The 18,367-nt window shown below is 57.5% G+C and carries 16 protein-coding genes; 9 read left to right on the plus strand and 7 right to left on the minus strand.

The window, feature by feature from the left end:
• Positions 1–906, minus strand: coding sequence for a bifunctional hydroxymethylpyrimidine kinase/phosphomethylpyrimidine kinase (gene thiD / locus HMPREF3098_RS09125; protein WP_083284436.1), 906 nt, complete (start codon positions 904–906; stop codon positions 1–3).
• A gap of 109 nt (positions 907–1,015) precedes the next feature.
• The gene (locus HMPREF3098_RS09130) at positions 1,016–2,785 is read right to left on the minus strand and encodes an AMP-binding protein (RefSeq protein ID WP_070434875.1); all 1,770 of its coding nucleotides are present in this window, start codon (positions 2,783–2,785) and stop codon (positions 1,016–1,018) included.
• 379 nt (positions 2,786–3,164) lie between these two features.
• Here HMPREF3098_RS09130 and HMPREF3098_RS09135 point away from each other — a divergent pair, with 379 nt between their 5' ends.
• Positions 3,165–5,831, plus strand: a complete 2,667-nt coding sequence (locus tag HMPREF3098_RS09135; protein WP_070434876.1) for an ATP-dependent Clp protease ATP-binding subunit — start codon at positions 3,165–3,167, stop codon at positions 5,829–5,831.
• A 128-nt stretch (positions 5,832–5,959) separates the two neighbouring features.
• On the opposite strand, the gene HMPREF3098_RS09140 is transcribed toward HMPREF3098_RS09135, so the two are convergent.
• Positions 5,960–7,390, minus strand: a complete 1,431-nt coding sequence (locus HMPREF3098_RS09140) for an alpha/beta fold hydrolase (protein WP_083284410.1) — start codon at positions 7,388–7,390, stop codon at positions 5,960–5,962.
• Positions 7,391–7,538: 148 nt separating this feature from the next.
• Positions 7,539–8,687 carry an HhH-GPD family protein gene (locus tag HMPREF3098_RS09145; RefSeq protein WP_083284412.1) on the minus strand — a complete coding sequence of 383 codons (1,149 nt, stop codon included), beginning with the start codon at positions 8,685–8,687 and terminating at the stop codon, positions 7,539–7,541.
• Positions 8,688–8,723: 36 nt separating this feature from the next.
• Between HMPREF3098_RS09145 and HMPREF3098_RS09150 the strand changes: the two genes are divergently transcribed.
• The gene (locus HMPREF3098_RS09150) at positions 8,724–9,368 is read left to right on the plus strand and encodes a carbonic anhydrase (RefSeq protein ID WP_070434877.1); all 645 of its coding nucleotides are present in this window, start codon (positions 8,724–8,726) and stop codon (positions 9,366–9,368) included.
• Between the two features lie 74 nt (positions 9,369–9,442).
• Positions 9,443–10,156: a hypothetical protein gene (locus HMPREF3098_RS09155; protein ID WP_070434878.1), complete on the plus strand. Its 714-nt coding sequence runs from the start codon at positions 9,443–9,445 to the stop codon at positions 10,154–10,156.
• 38 nt (positions 10,157–10,194) lie between these two features.
• Here HMPREF3098_RS09155 and radA read toward each other — a convergent pair whose 3' ends face one another.
• The gene (gene radA, locus HMPREF3098_RS09160) at positions 10,195–11,595 is read right to left on the minus strand and encodes a DNA repair protein RadA (RefSeq protein ID WP_070434879.1); all 1,401 of its coding nucleotides are present in this window, start codon (positions 11,593–11,595) and stop codon (positions 10,195–10,197) included.
• A gap of 122 nt (positions 11,596–11,717) precedes the next feature.
• A complete protein-coding gene (locus HMPREF3098_RS09165; RefSeq protein WP_035114523.1) occupies positions 11,718–12,329 on the minus strand; it encodes a hypothetical protein in 612 nt (203 codons plus the stop codon).
• 329 nt (positions 12,330–12,658) lie between these two features.
• Between HMPREF3098_RS09165 and HMPREF3098_RS09170 the strand changes: the two genes are divergently transcribed.
• The 6 genes from HMPREF3098_RS09170 (at position 12,659) to HMPREF3098_RS11390 (ending at position 17,403) form a co-directional block, all read left to right on the plus strand.
• Positions 12,659–13,258, plus strand: coding sequence for a CarD family transcriptional regulator (locus tag HMPREF3098_RS09170; RefSeq protein ID WP_035114521.1), 600 nt, complete (start codon positions 12,659–12,661; stop codon positions 13,256–13,258).
• A 118-nt stretch (positions 13,259–13,376) separates the two neighbouring features.
• On the plus strand, positions 13,377–14,201 hold the full coding sequence (locus tag HMPREF3098_RS09175; RefSeq protein WP_035114517.1) for an IspD/TarI family cytidylyltransferase: 825 nt from the start codon (positions 13,377–13,379) through the stop codon (positions 14,199–14,201).
• A 23-nt stretch (positions 14,202–14,224) separates the two neighbouring features.
• Positions 14,225–14,704 carry a 2-C-methyl-D-erythritol 2,4-cyclodiphosphate synthase gene (ispF, locus tag HMPREF3098_RS09180; RefSeq protein ID WP_070434880.1) on the plus strand — a complete coding sequence of 160 codons (480 nt, stop codon included), beginning with the start codon at positions 14,225–14,227 and terminating at the stop codon, positions 14,702–14,704.
• Between the two features lie 220 nt (positions 14,705–14,924).
• Positions 14,925–15,641: an ATP-binding cassette domain-containing protein gene (locus tag HMPREF3098_RS09185; protein WP_141739736.1), complete on the plus strand. Its 717-nt coding sequence runs from the start codon at positions 14,925–14,927 to the stop codon at positions 15,639–15,641.
• Entirely contained in the window at positions 15,638–16,825 is a 1,188-nt protein-coding gene (locus HMPREF3098_RS09190) for an ABC transporter permease (protein WP_141739737.1), read from the plus strand. The genes HMPREF3098_RS09185 and HMPREF3098_RS09190 overlap by 4 nt, the downstream gene beginning before the upstream one ends.
• A gap of 50 nt (positions 16,826–16,875) precedes the next feature.
• On the plus strand, positions 16,876–17,403 hold the full coding sequence (locus tag HMPREF3098_RS11390; RefSeq protein ID WP_141739738.1) for a hypothetical protein: 528 nt from the start codon (positions 16,876–16,878) through the stop codon (positions 17,401–17,403).
• Between the two features lie 46 nt (positions 17,404–17,449).
• Here HMPREF3098_RS11390 and HMPREF3098_RS09200 read toward each other — a convergent pair whose 3' ends face one another.
• A complete protein-coding gene (locus HMPREF3098_RS09200; protein WP_083284416.1) occupies positions 17,450–18,364 on the minus strand; it encodes a fumarylacetoacetate hydrolase family protein in 915 nt (304 codons plus the stop codon).
• Between the last annotated feature and the right edge of the window lie 3 nt (positions 18,365–18,367).

Below are 18,367 nucleotides of genomic sequence, written 5' to 3' on the forward strand. Positions count from 1 at the left end.
TTAGCTTTCGAACGCTCCCTTTTCTCGAGCCCGGTACGCATGATCCACCGGGCCGCGGCCGTGCCCCACGCGTAGCGCGGCCGCTTTTTCTATAGCCCCATGCAGCCACTGGGTCGCCCAGACCAAGGCGGCGTCGTAGGAATTGCCACCACCCAAACGAGTAGCCAAAGCAGAGCTCAGAGAACAACCCGTGCCGTGAGTATGTGGCGAATCAACGCGCGGGGAGGAAGCGATGTGCAAGGGGGAGGTGCCAACGGTGGCGCGGTGTGCCTCGGCGCTTTCGGTAGCGCTATGTGGTGCCACCCAGGCGTTACCTGCTTCTTCCCCGTTGAGATGGCCTCCTTTTACTATTACATTGACGCCGTGCTCATCCGACCACGCCTGGGCCTGGGCCACGGCTTCATCGAACGAACCAGCGGGAGTTTGCTCGCACAAGATCGCCAGCTCTGGAATGTTCGGAGTGATCACGGCGTGGTCGGCGTAAGCACTCAACGAGGCAGCAAAGGAGCGTACGGCCGCTTCCGCATCCTCGGCGAGCAGGCGATCCTCGCTGGTGGCGATCATCACGGGATCGAAAACCAACACGGGCACGGGGTGGTTGGCCAGCCAGTTTTGTACCACCTCGGTGGTTGTGAGATCACCGAGCATGCCGATTTTGACGGCATCGAGATCCACGTCCTCAAAAACCGCTGCCAGTTGCTGTGTGAGGAATTCGGCGCCAGGAGTGTGTACGGCGCGAACTCCCTGCGTGTTTTGTGCGACCAAGCTTGTAACGACGGATAAGCCATAACCTCCGGCGGCGAAGATGGACTTCAGATCGGCTTGGGCACCTGCGCCACCGGAGGGATCCGTGCCCGCGATGGAAAGCACGCGCGGGGCAAGGGGGAAGTAATTGCGGTTATTCATACCTCCTATTGTGCCTCCGGTTGCGCTTTCGGTTCTGGTTCCGGTTGCAATTGCCGGCGCGTTTTCCTTGATGCCCGCTGACATGTCGGAGGGGGAGGGGGCAGGTCGGTTAGGCTCCTGTGTCTGGCTGTGGCAGTTCGCGTGGAACCACCTTGCCTACTGGGTTCCGCGGCAGCTCATCTAGGTAAACGAAGTAACGTGGAACCGCGTGGCGCGCTAGCTTCTGCTTGACCTCGGCAATAACCCCCTGCTCGAAGGACCGCTTTTCCTCGTCAGTGAGTTCTGCCGCCTTCCTGTTCTTGAAAACGACCCACGCGCACAGGGCTTGGCCGTACATGGGGCAATCAACGCCACGAACAGCAGCTTCCTCGATTTCTTCGCGAGAAGTGAAAATGTTTTCTGTGTCCTGTGGGTAGACGTTTTCCCCACCGGAGACGATCATGTCGTCACTGCGACCGGCGATGAAGAGCAAACCCTCTTCGTTGTAGTACCCCAGATCGCCAGTTGCGACCATTCCGTCAACAACGTCCTTGTCGGAACCGGGGCGGGTATAGCCCTCGAAGAGCATGTCGTTTTTGACGAAGATGCGACCGGTTTCACCAGCGGGTACTTCCTTGCCCTCGTTATCCAGGATCTTCAAGGTTGTGGCCATCGGCGGCCTACCAGCGGTCTTGGGGAAGCGCCTCAATTCTTCTGGCGTGGCGATGGAAGCCCAGCTGACTTCGGTAGAGCCATATAGGTTGTACAACACGTCGCCGAACTTCTTTTGCGTTTCCTCGATTACTGCCGGTGGCAGAGCTTCGCCTGAGGTTGCGATGATCTTGGTGCCAGGGTTAAACCCTTCCGGAACAGCATCGAGCATGCGGCGGAGCATGGTGGGAACCATAGCGATGGTGTACGGCCGGTTCTTCTCGATGACCTGAACTGCGGCCTCAGGAGTGAATTTGCGCTGCAGAATCATTGTGTTGCGCAGGGCTAGGGCCAGCTGGATCTGGGCGAAGCCCCATGTGTGGAACATGGGTGCGGCAAGGAAGGCTGGGCGGTGGTGCTTCAGCGGGATGCGGCTCATGATCGACGAGGCCGGCATATACGTCTTGGGCTCGGGACGGCGCGCGCCCTTAGGAGTACCAGTAGTGCCCGAGGTCAAGATAATCGTGCGGCCCATTCGTGGACGGGAGGGGACAGTGAGATCTTCTGGTGTGGTCCGTAGAACCTCATGCAGGCTGGCCCACTCGTTGCTGCGGGTGGCGTAATCACCGCTGTCGATGGCATCGCGAACATTGCTCTGGGGCTTTTGGGCGGCCTCCGCTTCGCGGCTCAGTCCCAGGGTGTCGCCGAATTCCCAAGCGACAATCACGTGCGCGCCATTGAAGTCCTTCGGCAATAGCGGCAGGAATTCCTCGTCGATGAACATTACATCGACCTTTTGCTCGGTAAGAACCGCGCGGGTTTGCTCGGCCGAGGAACCAGTGTTGAAGAAAACGATGTCCGTACCCAAGCGCCCGTGGGCACACAGGGTGAGGATGAGACCGCGGTGGTTACGGCACAGTACACCGATCTTGTCGCGCTCACGCACACCGCTGCGGAACAGGGCGCGAGCCAGCGTATTGGTCTGCTCGTGCAGTTCGGAGTACGTCATCGAACCAGCGTCGTCGATGATTGCCGTATGGAACGGGTCGCGAGCTGCGCCGATGGAGAGCAACCCGGCCGGAAGGAAGCGCCACTGGTACATCGATTGCAGCGCTTTACCTGCAGCCATGGGGGTCATAGGGCCCAGTACACCAGACTTGAAAAGCGGGACTGTGCCTTTGGCGAGGGTGCCCACGGTATCGGCATGGTCGCGCAAAGTTAGTTTGGGAGACATCGCTGCAGCGTTCATCAATCCGGACCTTTCCCAGCAGGTTTTTTGAATATATCTGCTGGTTAATTGTTGAATGGTTGTGTATTTCCACTCATGTGGTGACGTGGTCTTGACGTTAGCGTAGGGCGTGGGGGTATGGAGGAGTTTTGAGAAAATATTTATTTGTTTAGGGATACGATTCCTCGTTGCTCTCATAGGGTGTTCGCTGAAGGCGGACACCCGGGAAGCTTGAGTCAGAATAAGCTTGTGACCTGCGAATAGTGAGGTGGCTGGGGGCGTGGGGGCGTCGGAATAAGACGAGTAGAGGCGGTTGTTAGTACAAAGGCAATCGTTGTTGTCGGGTCGCACCACTATGGTGGGCAGCAGACCTTCCACCAGAAAGAAGAGGGAGTACACCATGTTTGAGAGGTTCACCGATCGCGCTCGTCGCGTTGTTGTGCTAGCGCAGGACGAAGGCCGTGCGCTGAACCACAATTACATCGGCACGGAACACATCCTGCTTGGCCTCATTCAAGAGGGCGAGGGGGTCGCGGCCAAGGCGCTGGAGTCCATGGGTATTTCTCTCGACGCCGTGCGTACCGAGGTTAAAGAAATCATTGGCACTGGCGGTCATCCGCCAAGCGGGTACATCCCGTTTACTCCGCGTGCCAAGAAGGTACTGGAACTGGCGCTACGCGAGGCACTCCAACTGGGCCATAAGTACATCGGAACGGAACACCTCCTGCTCGGTTTGATCCGTGAGGGTGAGGGAGTAGCTGCCCAGGTTCTGGTGAAGCTGGGCGCCGACCTTTCCCGCGTGCGTCAGCAGGTTATTCAGCTGCTCAGCGGCTATGAGGGCAACGAGAGCTCCGAAGAGGGCGAGGGTGAGCCCGCAGCTGCTGGCGTGGGCTCCGCTGCGAGCGCTACTAGCGGTAGCAAGATTGGCCAGAAATCGAATTCTCTGGTGCTTGATCAGTTCGGTCGCAACCTCACCCAGGCTGCCAAGGACGGCAAGCTCGATCCGGTAGTGGGGCGCGAAAAGGAAATTGAGCGCGTGATGCAGGTCCTCAGTCGCCGTACCAAGAACAACCCTGTGCTGATCGGCGAGCCGGGTGTGGGTAAGACTGCAGTTGTTGAGGGCTTAGCGTTGGACATCGTCAACGGTCGTGTGCCGGAGACGTTGAAAGATAAGCAGCTCTACTCGTTGGATCTGGGTTCCCTGGTCGCCGGTTCCCGTTACCGCGGTGACTTCGAAGAGCGCTTGAAGAAGGTGCTCAAGGAGATCAACCAACGGGGAGACATCATTCTGTTCATCGATGAGATCCACACCCTGGTTGGCGCCGGGGCTGCGGAGGGCGCGATCGATGCTGCAAGCATCCTCAAGCCCAAGCTGGCGCGTGGTGAGCTCCAGACAATCGGTGCCACCACGCTGGACGAGTACCGTAAGCACATCGAAAAGGATGCAGCCCTGGAACGCCGTTTCCAGCCGGTTCAGGTACCGGAGCCATCCGTTGATCTGACCATCGAGATTCTCAAGGGCCTGCGCGATCGCTACGAGGCACACCACCGCGTGTCCATCACAGATGGCGCACTCGCGGCGGCAGCGCAGTTGGCAGATCGCTACATCACCGACCGCTTCTTGCCGGATAAGGCCGTGGACCTCATTGATGAGGCCGGTGCGCGTATGCGCATCAAGCGGATGACGGCACCGAAGTCCATCCGCGAAGTCGATGAGAAGATTGCAGCAGTCCGCACCAAGAAGGAAGCGGCCATCGATGAACAGGACTTCGAGAAGGCAGCAGCTCTCCGCGATGATGAGCGCAAGCTGACCGAAGAGCGTGAGGAAAAGGAAAAGGCTTGGCGCGCTGGCGAGCTCGACGAGGTTGCAGAGGTCGGCGAGGAGCAGATTGCTGAGGTCATGGGCACGTGGACGGGCATCCCGGTCTTCAAGCTGACCGAGGAAGAGTCCTCCCGTCTGCTGCGCATGGAAGATGAGCTGCATAAGCGCATCATCGGCCAAGAAGATGCAGTCAAGGCAGTATCTCGCGCCATCCGTCGTACTCGTGCAGGCCTCAAGGATCCCAAGCGCCCATCGGGTTCCTTCATCTTCGCTGGTCCATCAGGTGTGGGTAAGACGGAGCTCTCCAAGGCACTGGCGGAATTCCTGTTCGGTGAGGATGACGCTCTAGTGCAGATCGACATGGGTGAGTTCCATGACAAGTTCACAGCTTCTCGCCTGTTCGGTGCCCCTCCGGGATACGTTGGATATGACGAAGGTGGCCAGCTGACCGAGAAGGTTCGGCGCAAACCATTCAGCGTTGTTTTGTTTGACGAGATTGAAAAGGCGCATTCCGAGATTTACAACACCTTGTTGCAGGTTTTGGAAGACGGTCGCCTCACCGATGGGCAAGGTCGCATGGTCGACTTCAAGAACACCGTGCTGATCTTCACGTCAAACCTAGGCACTAGGGACATTTCCAAGGCCGTTGGCATGGGCTTCTCCAGCGGTGGGGAAGACGATGAATCCACGCAGTACGCGCGCATGAAGGACAAGGTGCACGATGAGCTGAAGAAGCACTTCCGCCCTGAGTTCCTTAACCGTATTGACGACATCGTTGTTTTCCACCAGCTCACCAAGGAACAGATCGTTCAGATGGTGGACCTGTTGTTGCGTCGTGTCACCAATGCGCTGGAGCAAAAGGACATGGGACTAGAGATTTCCGAGCAGGCCAAGAACCTGCTGGCCAAGCGTGGTTTCGATCCCGTATTGGGTGCTCGCCCACTGCGTCGTACAATTCAGCGCGAGATCGAGGACCACCTGTCCGAGAAGATCCTCTTCGGAGAGATCGGGGCAGGAGAGATCGTCACCGTAGACGTGGAAAATTGGGACGGCGAGTCCAACGGCAAGGATGCGAAGTTCGTTTTCGGTACCAAGGTGAAGCCACTGCCTGAGGCAGAGGAAGCAAGCCCCGCAGATGAGGCTCAAGAGGCTGTCGTTGGAGCCGCTGAGAAACAGGTGCCAGAGGACGAGGCTTACGACACTGCCCAGGAATCCGGTGAAGGAAACTGGTCTAAGGAGCAGTAAGGACTCCGGCTGCCCTTCCCTTGAGGCTTTCCGGTTCGTACCTGAAGCTAGAAGAACCAGAGACCGGCCCCCGGTGCACTACCCCAAGTGCGCCGGGGGCCGGTTTTTATGCTGGTTTTCTTTGTGGGCTAGCGCGGAATATTACCGCAACTCGTGGTGGGGTAGGGCTTCCCACGGAAAACGGCATCCAGCCAGTTCATGGCCGGAGCCAGATTGTCCAACATCGGTAATACGTGGTCAATCAACGGAGCGACCGGAGGCAACGGGGTTTCGCGGTAGTATACCGACGTCCCGGCCTCGCACCACTGCCGTGCCATCGTGCGAGCGCCCTGCACAGGAATGGAATCGTCGTTTTTTCCATGCCCAACGAATACTGGAACGTTAGGTGGCCTGTGACCGATTTCCTGATCAGCCAAGACGGACTTCAGTGGCTCCTGCTGGGCGAGCTGCTCCAAGGACTTACCGGATTTGGTGAGGGTCCGGGTATCTACATACGCATGCCGGGCTAGGGACTGCGGAATGCATTCATCGGCAGTCTGCTCTAGCAACCGCTTACCTTTATCGTTGAGTAAATCATCAACCAAGGGTTTGAGTTCTGGTTTCGCGGCAATGAAACCATTGATGGCATATCCCAAAACCCCGGCCAGAGGCTTGCGATCAATCGCAGCTGCGGTTTGGGCCAGGTTGGCTGGTGTACCCCCGGCGTAACCCGCGACCACGTTAATACCCTTGCCATAGGTGGGAGCCAGCTCCACGGCAGCTGCGGATCCGCCACCGCCCTGGGAGTATCCATAGAACGCCACTGGAGAGGCCGAGGTGATGCCCTTTACGTTCAAGTTGACAGCCGCACGGGCCATATCGATGGTGGCTTGCCCTTGCTCCACGCGGTTCATGTAGGTGTGTTGGCGGGAGGTGCCCAAACCGGGCAGGTCGGTCAGAGCAACATTCCAGCCACGCGCCAAGGCGCCTGCCACCGGAATGGCCTCATATTCCAGCCCCACCGACAACAGCTTTCCCGGAGCACACGCATCGCCACTGCCCTGGGTGCCGGGTGCAATAGTAAGCAAAGGTCGCGGCCCTTTTCCTGTCCATGGCTGAGACGAGCGCAGTACGGTTCCGGTGACTGGGATTCGTTGACCGTTGTTGTCAGTGGACACATAGGCCACGCGCTCGGACTTCGACATCATCCAGTCGACGAATGGCAGTCCAAAGGCAAATTGGCTCGGTGCCCGCTTGATGACATCGCCGGGGTTGCCCGACACAGTCGCTGGAAGGGAATCGTAGAACCCGCGCGCATTGCGATCCAAAGCCCCCCATGTATTAGATGACAGCATGTCCGCCGGTCCTTGGGAGGATCCCAGGGCGGAGGAGGACCCCGATGCTGCAGATCCACGGGCCGAACCTTCCGCCGCATCGTAGGAGGGGCTCGGTGCCGGCTGGGCGGCTGCCAGGCCGGCACCACCTACGGCACTACCAATTCCGACGCCACAAGCTAGCGCCACAGAAGCTGATGCTTTGCACACCCGCTGCGAGATGAAAGATACTAGTGAGGTTCTCATGAATGATGACTATAGTTTTACCGCAGACATATTTTTGCCACGTAACGGAAAATACTTCGGAAATTGATGTAATTCTTGCGCGGAGCTTCCCGGACTCTTGCAGGTCTGCGATGTTCTGCGGCAACTATTGCGTTGATTAAAAGCCGAACTATGTGGGCAAACGCAGCCCGGTTAATCCGGTTTCGGGCTTTGGTTCAGATCGGTTGCGGTTAACTGTTGCGCGTTCTCCTCGGGCCTCGGTGTGCTCTGCTATTCCCTCCGTGGGCGCTGCGTTCGAGGGATCGTTACTGGTGGTTGCGTCTTGCCGATGCCCGTCGGTGCGCTCCGCTAACCCGTCTGCAACCAGAGAATTCACTGCCCGGGTGAGCTGTGCTTTGTCGTGCCACAGCAGATCGATCTCGGCACGAGTGGCGCGTGAGTCTTTGCGAGAACGCAGTAAACCCATAATTTTGCCCCGCACCTGCCGGTCGGTGCCTTCGAACTTCTGAACGCGTTTGGCGGCGGATGCTTTCTGCTGTGCTGAGGGCTCTGGTCGACCCGCGGCTACCCACTGACAGTGTTTCCGCACAGGGCACTGATCACATTGCGGGTTCTTGGCTCGGCATATAAGTGCCCCCAGCTCCATGAGGGATGCGGTCATCATCTGTGCATCCTCGTGTGCCTGAGGATCGTGATGATGGGGTTTGACGTGGCGTCGAACCAAAAACGGATCTGGATCCACCCACGGCATCAATTCGGCGACATCCACCAAGTCCCGTGCGCGCGCCGGCCCCTGCAAATAAGAGCCGAAAACTACTCGGTGAAGTACACGGCGCACGTTGGTATCGACCACGGGGACTGCTTGCTCGAATGCAAAAGCGGCCACAGCGCGGGCTGTGTAGGAACCGATACCAGAAAGGGATTCGAGTTCGGCGATGGTATCGGGCACGTTCCCGTCGTGGCGCTGAGTGCAATCACGGGCACACTCCTGCAACCGGAGCGCACGGCGCGGATAGCCGAGGTTGGCCCACATTAGCAAAACTTCGGCCTTGGAGGCGACAGCTAAATCTGCGGGCTGGGGCCACCTCCTCATCCATGCTTCCCACAGGGGGATGACCCGAGAAACGGGGGTTTGCTGCGACATGACTTCGCTCACTAGAATTGCCCACGGCGAGGTATCTGGGTGGCGCCAGGGCAACACGCGACCGTGGCGGGCGAACCAGTGGTTAAGATCGCGAGCGAACTGTAGCCGGTCTATGGGGTAGGCGCTGAGGCGCCCTTCCGCGGAGGTGGCGAGGGGGTAGTCAGGGGTTGGCATAGCAAAAATAAGTCTATCCAAGGCAGAATTAAACGTATGACAAGCCCGCACGAAATGACACCCCAACAAGCTTGGGAAGCGCTGCGCACAGGCAATGAGCGCTTTATGCAAGATAATAGTGACCACCCCAATCAAGGCCCCGGTCGTCGCCAAACCCTTACCCAAGGGCAGCGCCCGCATGCCGTGGTACTAGCGTGTTCGGATTCGCGCGTGCCCGTAGAGATCGTTTTCGATCAAGGCCTAGGGGACCTGTTCGTCATCCGTACGGCGGGTGAGATTACGGACCTCTCCGTACTCGCAAGCCTGGAATTCGCCGTTGATGGCCTAGGCGTGCCTCTGGTTGTGGTCCTCGGTCACGAGAGCTGCGGGGCTGTGAAGGCTGCCCAGAACGCTCTCGATGGCGGAGATCTTCCAGATGGATTCCAACGCGTGCTGGTGGAGAAGGTTACGCCCTCCCTGTTGTCAGCACGGAAGAAGGGGTTCGAGGGCTCCGATGAGTTCGAGAAGAACCACGTGCGGGAAATCGCGGATCACATCGTGGATCGATCCCCTGAGATCCAAGCGCGCGTCAAGGATGGGCGGTGTGCCGTCGTGGGATTGCGCTATCGTCTGTCGGACGGCCGCGCGGAGCCCCTGGTTGGGTTCGGCTTGGACATTGAAACTGGTGAACCCAGCGCCTAAAATGCGGCGAATTTTGACGTTCCAAGACGTGTCATTACCGCAGGCGAGCGCACCAATCGGCTAGGGTGAGCCCCGTGACTGATCCGAACTCCCGCAAGCCGCTACCCCCCGAGGTCTACAAGCGCCGGCGTATCGCTGCCGTCGTGGTGCTGGTGCTGGTGTTGCTACTGTTGTGGTGGTTGATCGGGTCTCTGGGTGGGGACGAGGAAACGCAGAATGCGGCGTCGAATCAAAAGGCCCAGACCACCCAGACCTCGTCGGTGGCTGCCAGCGACAGTGCCACTCCGACAGAGACGAGGAGTGAAAGTTCCGCGCCGGGAGAATCGGACAAGAATAAGGAGCAATCCCAGACCCCCAGTGAGACCGCAAAGGACGAAGGTAAACCGAAGAAGGACACCTGTGGTTTGTCGGACCTGGAAGTAATCGCGAAGCCTGGCGCACCTTCTTTCGCGCCGGATGCGGTGCCGAACTTCTTTGTCACCATCAATAACCCCACCGCCGCCGATTGCACGATCGACTTGGATCAAGACAAGTTGAGCTTCGAGGTCTTCACGCTCAACAACTACCAGCGTGTGTGGGGTGACCTAGATTGTAATGAACCAGGGGCTTCAGGCGAGCGTGTAATCAAGGCAGGGGAATCCGCCAAGTATTCGTTGAACTCTTGGTCGCGCACGACCAGTGCTCCGAGCGCATGTGAAGCGCGACAACCCGTGGGGCCCGGCGGTTACCTTTTGTACGCGCACGTGGGTGATAACACGTCCAAGCCCGCCACGTTTAACCTGCAGTAACGCTTAGCCAGCAGTAACGTTCAAGCCTGCAGCAACCTTTAACCAGCAGCAACCTTCAAACCTGCCCACTTCACGGCCTCGTAGAGGTGGCCTACTTCCGTGACTTTCATGTTCTTAGGGGCATCGTAAAGGCAGTTTTTGGGAACTGCTGCTGAGGTGAAACCCAGGCGGGACGCCTCGGCTAGCCGTTGGGTTAATTGTGGAACGCGCCGGACTTCTCCGCCCAGGCCCACTTCTCCTACCGCGATCGCCCCCAGGGGGAGCGGGTGGCCAGTGGCAGTGCTTGCCAAGGCCAACACTAGGGCGAGGTCGGCAGCGGGCTCCTGGATGCGGATGCCCCCGACGGTGGCTGCGTAGACTTCCTTTTCGGTCAAACGCAAGCCGCAGCGTTCGGAGAGTACGGCCAGGTTCATGGAGACGCGCCCCGCATCGATCCCAGTGACGTAGCGTTTCGGGTTTCGGATATCGGAGTTGACGGCGAGGGTTTGCACCTCGGAGACCATGGCCCGGCGACCATCCATCGTGACGGTGATGGCCGTGCCGGTAACGGATTCGGTGCGGTGGTGCAAGAAAAGACCTGAGGGATCGCTGACTTCGCGGATGCCGTGTGCGGTTTGTTCGAAACAACCGACTTCGTCGGTAGCACCGAAACGGTTTTTGATACCTCGCAAAAAGCGCAGGGCCGAGTGCTTATCCCCTTCGAAGTTCAACACCACATCCACGAGGTGCTCGATGGTACGGGGGCCGGCTACATTGCCCTCCTTCGTCACATGACCAATCGCGATGACTGGGGTGCCGGAGGCCTTGGCGAAGGTCGTGAGTGTGGACGTTACCGATCGGGTTTGGGTTACACCACCGGCCACTCCTTCTACACCTGTTGCCTGCATGGTTTGCAGTGAGTCCACGATCACGAGTTCAGGTTTCACGGCTTCAATGTGAGCGAGGGCGCGCTCCAAGTCGTTTTCATTGGCCAAGTACAGTCGATCGTCCAATGCGCCTGTGCGTTCTGCCCGGTGGCGCACTTGTCCCACGGATTCTTCCGCGGTGAGGATCAATACGGTTCGTCCCAGTTTTGCCCATCGCGCGGCTACCTCCAGAAGGAGCGTGGACTTTCCCACCCCGGGCTCGCCCGCCAAGAGAACCGCGCTACCGGGCACGATGCCACCGCCCAACACGCGGTCCAGCTCGGCCAAGCCACTGGGCCGGTGGTTGGCAATGGTTGGATCGATCTTGGTGACCGGCTGTGCTGCGGCGCTGCTGGGAATCAACCCCGCGGAGCTGCTGACAGCAGCGCGACTACCCACAATGGCCGTGGCCGGCGCTTTTTCCTCAAGTGTTCCCCATTCACCGCACGAGGGGCAGCGGCCCATCCACTTGGAGATCTGGTACTCACACGCAGTGCACGTGTAGACGGTGTTCTTCTTTGAGGTCTTGGCCATGGGGTCCACAATAAACAACCGGCCGGACACGCAATGGTGCCCGGCCGGTTTGATATTCGAACAGGGGCTTTATCGAGCGCGTTGAAATAGGGAAACGCGCGCGACCCCTCCGCTGCGGGTGCTTAGTGCTGGTGCTCGCCGCCAGCCTTTGGGGCGTCGGTGGAGACGTGGGTCTCGGCATCGCGGTTCAGGGTGCCGGCCTTCGGGGTGTAAGCAACGATAGGAGCGTTGACCTTTGCACTGCCGGTATCGAACTTGATCTCAACTTCCTTCTGACCACCGATGTGCGCACCGGTCAGGCCGGAGATGGAGGTGGTGACGTAGCTGTTGCAGGAACCCTGCTGGCCACCCTTCTTCATCGAATCAACGGCATCCTTGTAGTCCGCAACGAGGGAGCAGTTGGGGCCAACGGCCTTATCACCCTGAAGGGTGACGGGCTTGCCGTCTACCTTCACGGACTGGAGGTTAACCTTCTTGCCGACCTGGTCAACGTTGCCAGCAGTGAACTTCACGGAAAGCTGGTTGTTTGGATCCACAACAACGGCTACATCGCGCAGAGAAATCTGCTTACCGGCCTGTGCGAACACGCCGTTCACGGCGGGAACTTGATTGGCCGTCTGAGAGATGTGACCTGCACCGCAGGCGGTCAAGGCCAAGGCGGAACCAGCGGCCACGGCAGCCAACGCAGCACGCGTGGCGGTCGACTTCTGGGACTTCACGATGAGATCCTCCATCTGAGGCGATAATGCAATAAACGTCTAGCCAATAGATTAAACCCTTCGCACCGCGAATACATAGTTGTGTTTGCGCTGCTGACCTATGGCGGGGGCATTTGATGGGTTTTTCGCCCCAAATAAGGGTGGAAGGCGGGTGTTCCGGCCCTTTAATCGATTGTGTGCACTCAAGGGCAGCCCCGTCATGTCCGTTGACAGGCCGGGGCAGCCTCGGTGCCCAACTGCAGTCTGGGGTAGAATCTGAAAGCCAGCTGGTTAAAACCCCTAGGTTGACTTGCCCTAGGCGAAAGTGGTTATAGCCCCCCAAGGAAGGATGAGTTCTCTCACTCATGGAGTTCAAGGTCGGAGACACAGTCGTTTACCCGCACCACGGTGCCGCCGTGATCGAGGGGATCGAGCAGCGCGAGTTCAAGGGGGAGAAGGTCGACTACCTGGTTCTCCGCATCAACCAAGGGGACCTTTCGGTTCGCGTTCCCGCAGCTAACGCGGAAAAGGTGGGTGTGCGCGATGTGGTCGGCGAGGAAGGGCTTCGCAAGGTCTTTTCCGTCCTTCGCGAAACCGATGTGGAAGAAGCCGGCAACTGGTCCCGCCGCTACAAGGCTAACCAGGAGCGTCTGACTTCCGGTGACGTCAACAAGGTCGCCGAAGTGGTTCGTGACCTGTGGCGCCGCGATCAGGACCGGGGCTTGTCCGCAGGTGAGAAGCGGATGCTTGCTAAGGCGCGGCAGATCCTCGTCGGTGAGCTGGCCTTGGCTGAGGGGGTGGACGACAAGAAGACCGATGCCCTCTTGGAAGAAATGCAGGAGGCGATTAAGCGTCACCGCGAGGCAGCCGAGGCCGCACGGGCAGCAGGCATCGAAGATGAGGATCCCAAGCGCCCTGGCACTCCAATCGATCTCGATGAAGAATTGGATGAGGACGAGGATTAATCGCCGCCCCGCTGCCAGCCCTTGTGCGCATTCCCCTATGACAGCGGTGCGCGTGGGGGAGGGGGCGGTTCGCTTCTCGGTGGATTCAAGTACGGTGCACACGGAGTAACGCATACCCATGATCAATACGGATCACGTCTTCGCGCTGGTCGCCGCCGCCGGCAGCGGAACGCGGTTGGGATTTGATACCCCGAAGGCATTCGTCAAGTTACGCGGTCGCACGCTGTTGGAACGCAGTCTCGACGCGCTGGCTGAATCCCAGTCGGTGGGTCATGCCATCGTGTTGGTCAGTCCTGACATGGTGGACGCAGCCCGGGAAATTGTGAACCACCCGGAAAACAAACTGTCGTGGGCCCCGATGGGCGTCGGAATAGAATTAGGAGGCAGCGAGCGGGTTGACTCCGTTTACGCTGGCCTGCAAAAGGTTCAGCCCCTTGCCGCCGGTCGGCCGGATTCGTTGGTTCTTATTCACGACGCCGCGCGCTGCCTAGTCCCCGCTCAGCTGGTAGCGGAAGTTGTCACTGCAGCGGGCGATGCACAGTCGGGCGCGATCCCGGTGTTACCCGTAGCCGATACCATCAAGGTGATCGAGCCGCTGGGGGCGCAAGTTAGTCACGCGGTCGCGCGGTTAGATGGGGCAGAAAAGGTCGTGTCCACCCCGCCACGAAGCATGCTCCGAGCAGCACAAACACCGCAGGTTTTCCGGTTTGATCAGTTGCTGGATGCAAACGAGCGGTATCTGAACGCGGTGGAGATTGGCTCGGCCCATCCCACCGAAAAGCACGGCTTGGACTCGGTGCAAGAAGCTACGGATGATGCGTCCCTCATGGAGATGGCGGGCTATGAGGTGGTCGCTGTGCCGGGGCATCTCCTGGCAATGAAGATCACCACGGAAATGGACTACCGGGTGGCAGAAATGCTGCTGGCCGGAATGGAAGAATAAGACTATACAAGGAGCCGACCTTCATGATTATCCCTCGAGTTGGAATTGCCACCGATGCCCACCAGGTGGAAGCAGGGAAGGACTGCTGGATGGCCTGCCTGCTGTGGGAAGGGCAAGACGGTTGTGAGGGACACTCCGATGGTGACGTAGTGGCTCATGCGGTGGTGGATGCGCTGCTCTCTGCGGCGGGGCTGGGGGATTTGGGAAGCTTCGTTGGGGTGGGACAAAAAAAATACGACGATGTCTCGGGTGCACGACTGCTGAAGGAATGTCGGGCGTTGCTGGAATCCAAGGGGTTCGTTATTGGCAATGCGGCAGTACAGATGGTGGGGAACCGCCCGAAGATGGGAACGCGCCGGAAGGAAGCGGAAAAGGTTATGGGCGACCTGATCGGCGCACCAGTTTCGGTGTCCGCCACAACTACCGATCACATGGGCTTTACGGGCCGTGGTGAGGGGGTAGCCGCGGTTGCTACAGCGGTGGTGTGGAAACCGAACAAGTAGCTGTTGACATGGCTCCCGGGGGGTAATCTACAAAAGTTGATAAAGGTCTTCACCAGAGGGAGCTTATGAGTAAGTGTATAAGCCAATGCTCGGTCGCCCGACCCGAGTGGGGTGGGGGTACCCAGGTCATGCCACGTACTTTTTCAAGCTACACACCTGGGGCTGGCAGTCAACAAGCGCGAAAAACTTCAACATGTACTTCTAGATGGGGAGTGAATCTTTGAATCAAGCTGCCACCTTTAGCTTCCATTATCCGCGCACTCGAGAAGGCGTGACCGTTACGGGGTTAAAGATTACCGGACGGCCAACCGTGTTGCTAGGAACCAATGGTGCGGGGAAAACAACACTCATGAGGCTATTGGCCAAGCAGTTGCGTCCTAAAAGCGGTCACGTTCCTGAACTAGGAAAAGCTGTCTATGTTCCACAACGTTTTGAAGGCATACGCGGCTTTCGTGTGATTGATTACGTGGCTTATGTTGCATGGCTCAATGGTGCAGGATGGTCTGATAGTAAACAGGATGCGCGTCATTGGATTAGCTTTGTGGGGTTAAATTCCCAGCGCGATAAAGAATGCCGGCAACTGTCGGGAGGACAGCAAGCGCGACTTCAAATTGCTACAGCTCTAAATTCTCGTGCAGAATTTGTCCTGCTCGACGAGCCTAGTGCCGCTTTGGATCCCCTAGCTAAACGCGACTTGCAGGATCTGTACGAATCAATCGCCAATTCCGGTGTAGGGCTGTGGGTGTCTAGCCATCAGCCACTTGAGATCGAAGCACCATTTCTAGACGTAGTTGTCTTGAATCGGGGTGCAGTTGACTTCCAGGGGACTGTTGAGGAATTCTTGAACCTCGCGAATGACTCTAGTGGGTCACGCCGATCTTCTGATTGTTCAGATTACACTCACGCTCTGGCTGTGGCCTTTAGGAGGGGGCGTTGACGGTGAACCGAGTCCTCTTAACCAACATTGGCTTGCTCTGCGGTGCTTTTGTGCTTGCGCTGTGGAGTGTAAATGTCAATGCTCTGCCCTCTAGAACAATTCCGAACATTGTTTCGAACAGCCTTGGGCTGTTTTATGTACTTGGCCCTGCATTAGGGTTAATTGGAGCCAAAGAAATGGCTCGTTTTAAAGGCTTGGTGCGATCGCGCACGTCAGGAATATTGATAGGAAGAATTGCCTTCCGATCGTTAGGGTACGCGGCCGTTTTTGGGATTTTGGCCCCGTCGATATATTTGGTGGCACAATTATTAACAACAGGATCTTTTAACTTGTCAACGGATCTGATTATGGGTGCGTTGACTATCTGTCTTCAATCGATGACGTGGATCGCTTTTGGTGCTGCGCTAGGACTCTATCTTCCGGCGGTGGTGGCGGCTGCGCTGGGACTGTTCGTGCCGTTTATCCTTGCAGCCTACCCGGTAACCATGGGGAACGTGGCATGGCGACAAATGTTCGGTCAACCATACACTTCTTGTTGCTCGATTTCCCAGCAAATTGATCCAATTTTGTGGAAGTCGTCGATATTGGTGTTGGGGTCAATTCTTGCGGGCGCTTTCATTCTGGTGTTGACATTTAATAGAAGGCAAAAACCCGTGCTATTGACGAAGTTCTTTAGTATTGTTGTCCTTGGGTTAGTCGCTTGTGCTGGATATGGCGTAGCTAAACAGGGAAATTACGATTTGGCCGTTCCTCGTCCTGAGGATGCGATGCGCTGTGAGGGAGATATTTGCTTATGGCCTGAAACGCCAGCAGAGCAACGTGTTGCGAATGAGAGGGTGTGGAACTCCCTTGGAGTTCGAGGGTACCGCTTAGTTGATACCGAACTGGTGTCTGATCGGCATCTGCTATTCGCGCGCACCAGTGACGAGCGTGAGGTTAGAAAATATATACTCACGCAGCTACTTGTACATGAACCAGAACTGAAGAATTCTCGTTCGTGCTGGAGCTCCGAAGATGGCGAGCTGTCTCTTGCCGACGCACTGCCTGATCTGGAATTAGAAGACTTGGAATCCGCTGTCTTGACTTCGTCGGGAAAGTGGCGCGGATTACACGGGACGAATCAGGGAATCGATGTTCGAATGATCGCTAGACATGTCAACCGGGAGTGCCAGGGACAATGGTGAATTCTTTATCGAGGGTTCCATTGTATTGTAAAGGCCATTCAGTGCCGCTCGTGCTGGTCATTCATGTCATTTGCCTGGTGGGTGCTGTAATGCTGGGGACTACATCTATCCCTGTGCCGTGGGCCTCGTGGAACTCGGCTGGGTTTATTCCTTTCAATTTTGTGTTTTCTACTGCATTGGTGAGTTCTGTAGTTGTATTTTGGGAGAGTCGTCTCTCTATTTTGGAAGAGAGTTCTCATCAATCATGGGTAGTGTGTGATTGGTTATTCTTGTTGGTGTGTTTGGCTGAGTGCGTGGTTGTCGCTCTGCTTGGTAACGGCGGTATGCTCCAATACACCCTGATTTCCTTAGCTGTCCTCTTTGTTGCCTGTTTTCTAACGACAATTCGGAGGGCGTTTTATACAGTCTTGCTGACCACGGCAGCTCAATGCATTCTGATATCCGTTTTACCGAGTAAGTGTTTGCCTGTTTTTTGGCCCGCTAAGACGAATGTCATTGTTTTGGTCGGAGTTTTAACTGTCGTTTTGTTTGCGCTCGTGCGTTCTCCGATGAAGAAGGGCTACTCGCTCTTCGGTTAGTTTTTAATTCTGGTGTCGGTACCCGAGAATACCTTTTGAGAGACAATTACTGAGCTGGATATTTCGTCGTGTCTATACGGTTACAGATTTCCCCCAGCCCGTCGATAGCGATCCTCACCTCGTCATTGTGGGCTAGGTAGCACGGCGGCGTCATGCCATGGCCCACGCCCTCGGGCGTACCAGTGACGATCACGTCACCGGGCTCCAGCGTGGCGAAATTACTGATGTATTCCACTAACTCAGCCGGTTTGAATACCAAGTCCGCCACAGAGTGTTCCTGGCGTAACTCTCCATTGACCCACGTGCGCAGCATCGCGCCGTCTGCCACCGGATCGTATTCGTCCGCGGTGGTCAGCCACGGGCCAAAACCGCTGGAACGATCCAAGTTCTTCCCCTGCAGCCACTGCTGCGTGCGGTACTGCCAATCGCGCTGGGAAAAGTCATTCATAATCGTGTAACCGGCGATGGTGGGGCGGGGAATCCCACTCTTGGATCCTTCCGTGTTGCTTTCGCTCGCACCGATGACCACCGCTAATTCGCCTTCATAATCCGCCTTGTCTTGCATCCCTGGCGGCACCACGATATCGGCAAACGGCGCAGCCAACGCGCTGGCGTATTTCACGAACAAGGTGGGATGATCCGGAATAGGATGCCCCATTTCCTCGATGTGCTCGCGGTAATTCAACCCCACGCAGAAAATCTTTCCGGGCTTCGGGATTACCGGCCCCAACTGGGCGGCGGAAAAAGAAATCTCCGGCAGCTCAGCCATGATGGCCTGGTCTACATTGAGGTCAAATGGCAGGTGGGCGTCGAGCGAAAAAGGCAGCAACACCCCGCGGCCGTGACCTTCCTCGAAAGAAAAGGACGTGACGGCAATAGGAACCCAATCGCCACGAGAGGAACCGCGGAGGTCACCCCGGTACGCCGATCCGGGTGGAAAATGTATGGTAGCTAGCTTCACAGT

It is taken from the genome of Corynebacterium sp. HMSC28B08 (assembly GCF_001806865.1).
In the GTDB taxonomy this organism is placed as follows: Bacteria; Actinomycetota; Actinomycetes; order Mycobacteriales; family Mycobacteriaceae; genus Corynebacterium; species Corynebacterium auriscanis.

Coding starts and splice junctions, on each gene's coding strand:
- HMPREF3098_RS09145 (WP_083284412.1), bottom strand. CDS start 8,687: ATGCCAACCCCTGACTACCCCCTCGCCACCTCCGCGGAAGGGCGCCTC.
- HMPREF3098_RS09140 (WP_083284410.1), bottom strand. CDS start 7,390: ATGAGAACCTCACTAGTATCTTTCATCTCGCAGCGGGTGTGCAAAGCA.
- ispF (WP_070434880.1), top strand. CDS start 14,225: ATGATTATCCCTCGAGTTGGAATTGCCACCGATGCCCACCAGGTGGAA.
- radA (WP_070434879.1), bottom strand. CDS start 11,595: ATGGCCAAGACCTCAAAGAAGAACACCGTCTACACGTGCACTGCGTGT.
- thiD (WP_083284436.1), bottom strand. CDS start 906: ATGAATAACCGCAATTACTTCCCCCTTGCCCCGCGCGTGCTTTCCATC.
- HMPREF3098_RS09135 (WP_070434876.1), top strand. CDS start 3,165: ATGTTTGAGAGGTTCACCGATCGCGCTCGTCGCGTTGTTGTGCTAGCG.
- HMPREF3098_RS09130 (WP_070434875.1), bottom strand. CDS start 2,785: ATGAACGCTGCAGCGATGTCTCCCAAACTAACTTTGCGCGACCATGCC.
- HMPREF3098_RS09150 (WP_070434877.1), top strand. CDS start 8,724: ATGACAAGCCCGCACGAAATGACACCCCAACAAGCTTGGGAAGCGCTG.
- HMPREF3098_RS09170 (WP_035114521.1), top strand. CDS start 12,659: ATGGAGTTCAAGGTCGGAGACACAGTCGTTTACCCGCACCACGGTGCC.
- HMPREF3098_RS09175 (WP_035114517.1), top strand. CDS start 13,377: ATGATCAATACGGATCACGTCTTCGCGCTGGTCGCCGCCGCCGGCAGC.
- HMPREF3098_RS09165 (WP_035114523.1), bottom strand. CDS start 12,329: ATGGAGGATCTCATCGTGAAGTCCCAGAAGTCGACCGCCACGCGTGCT.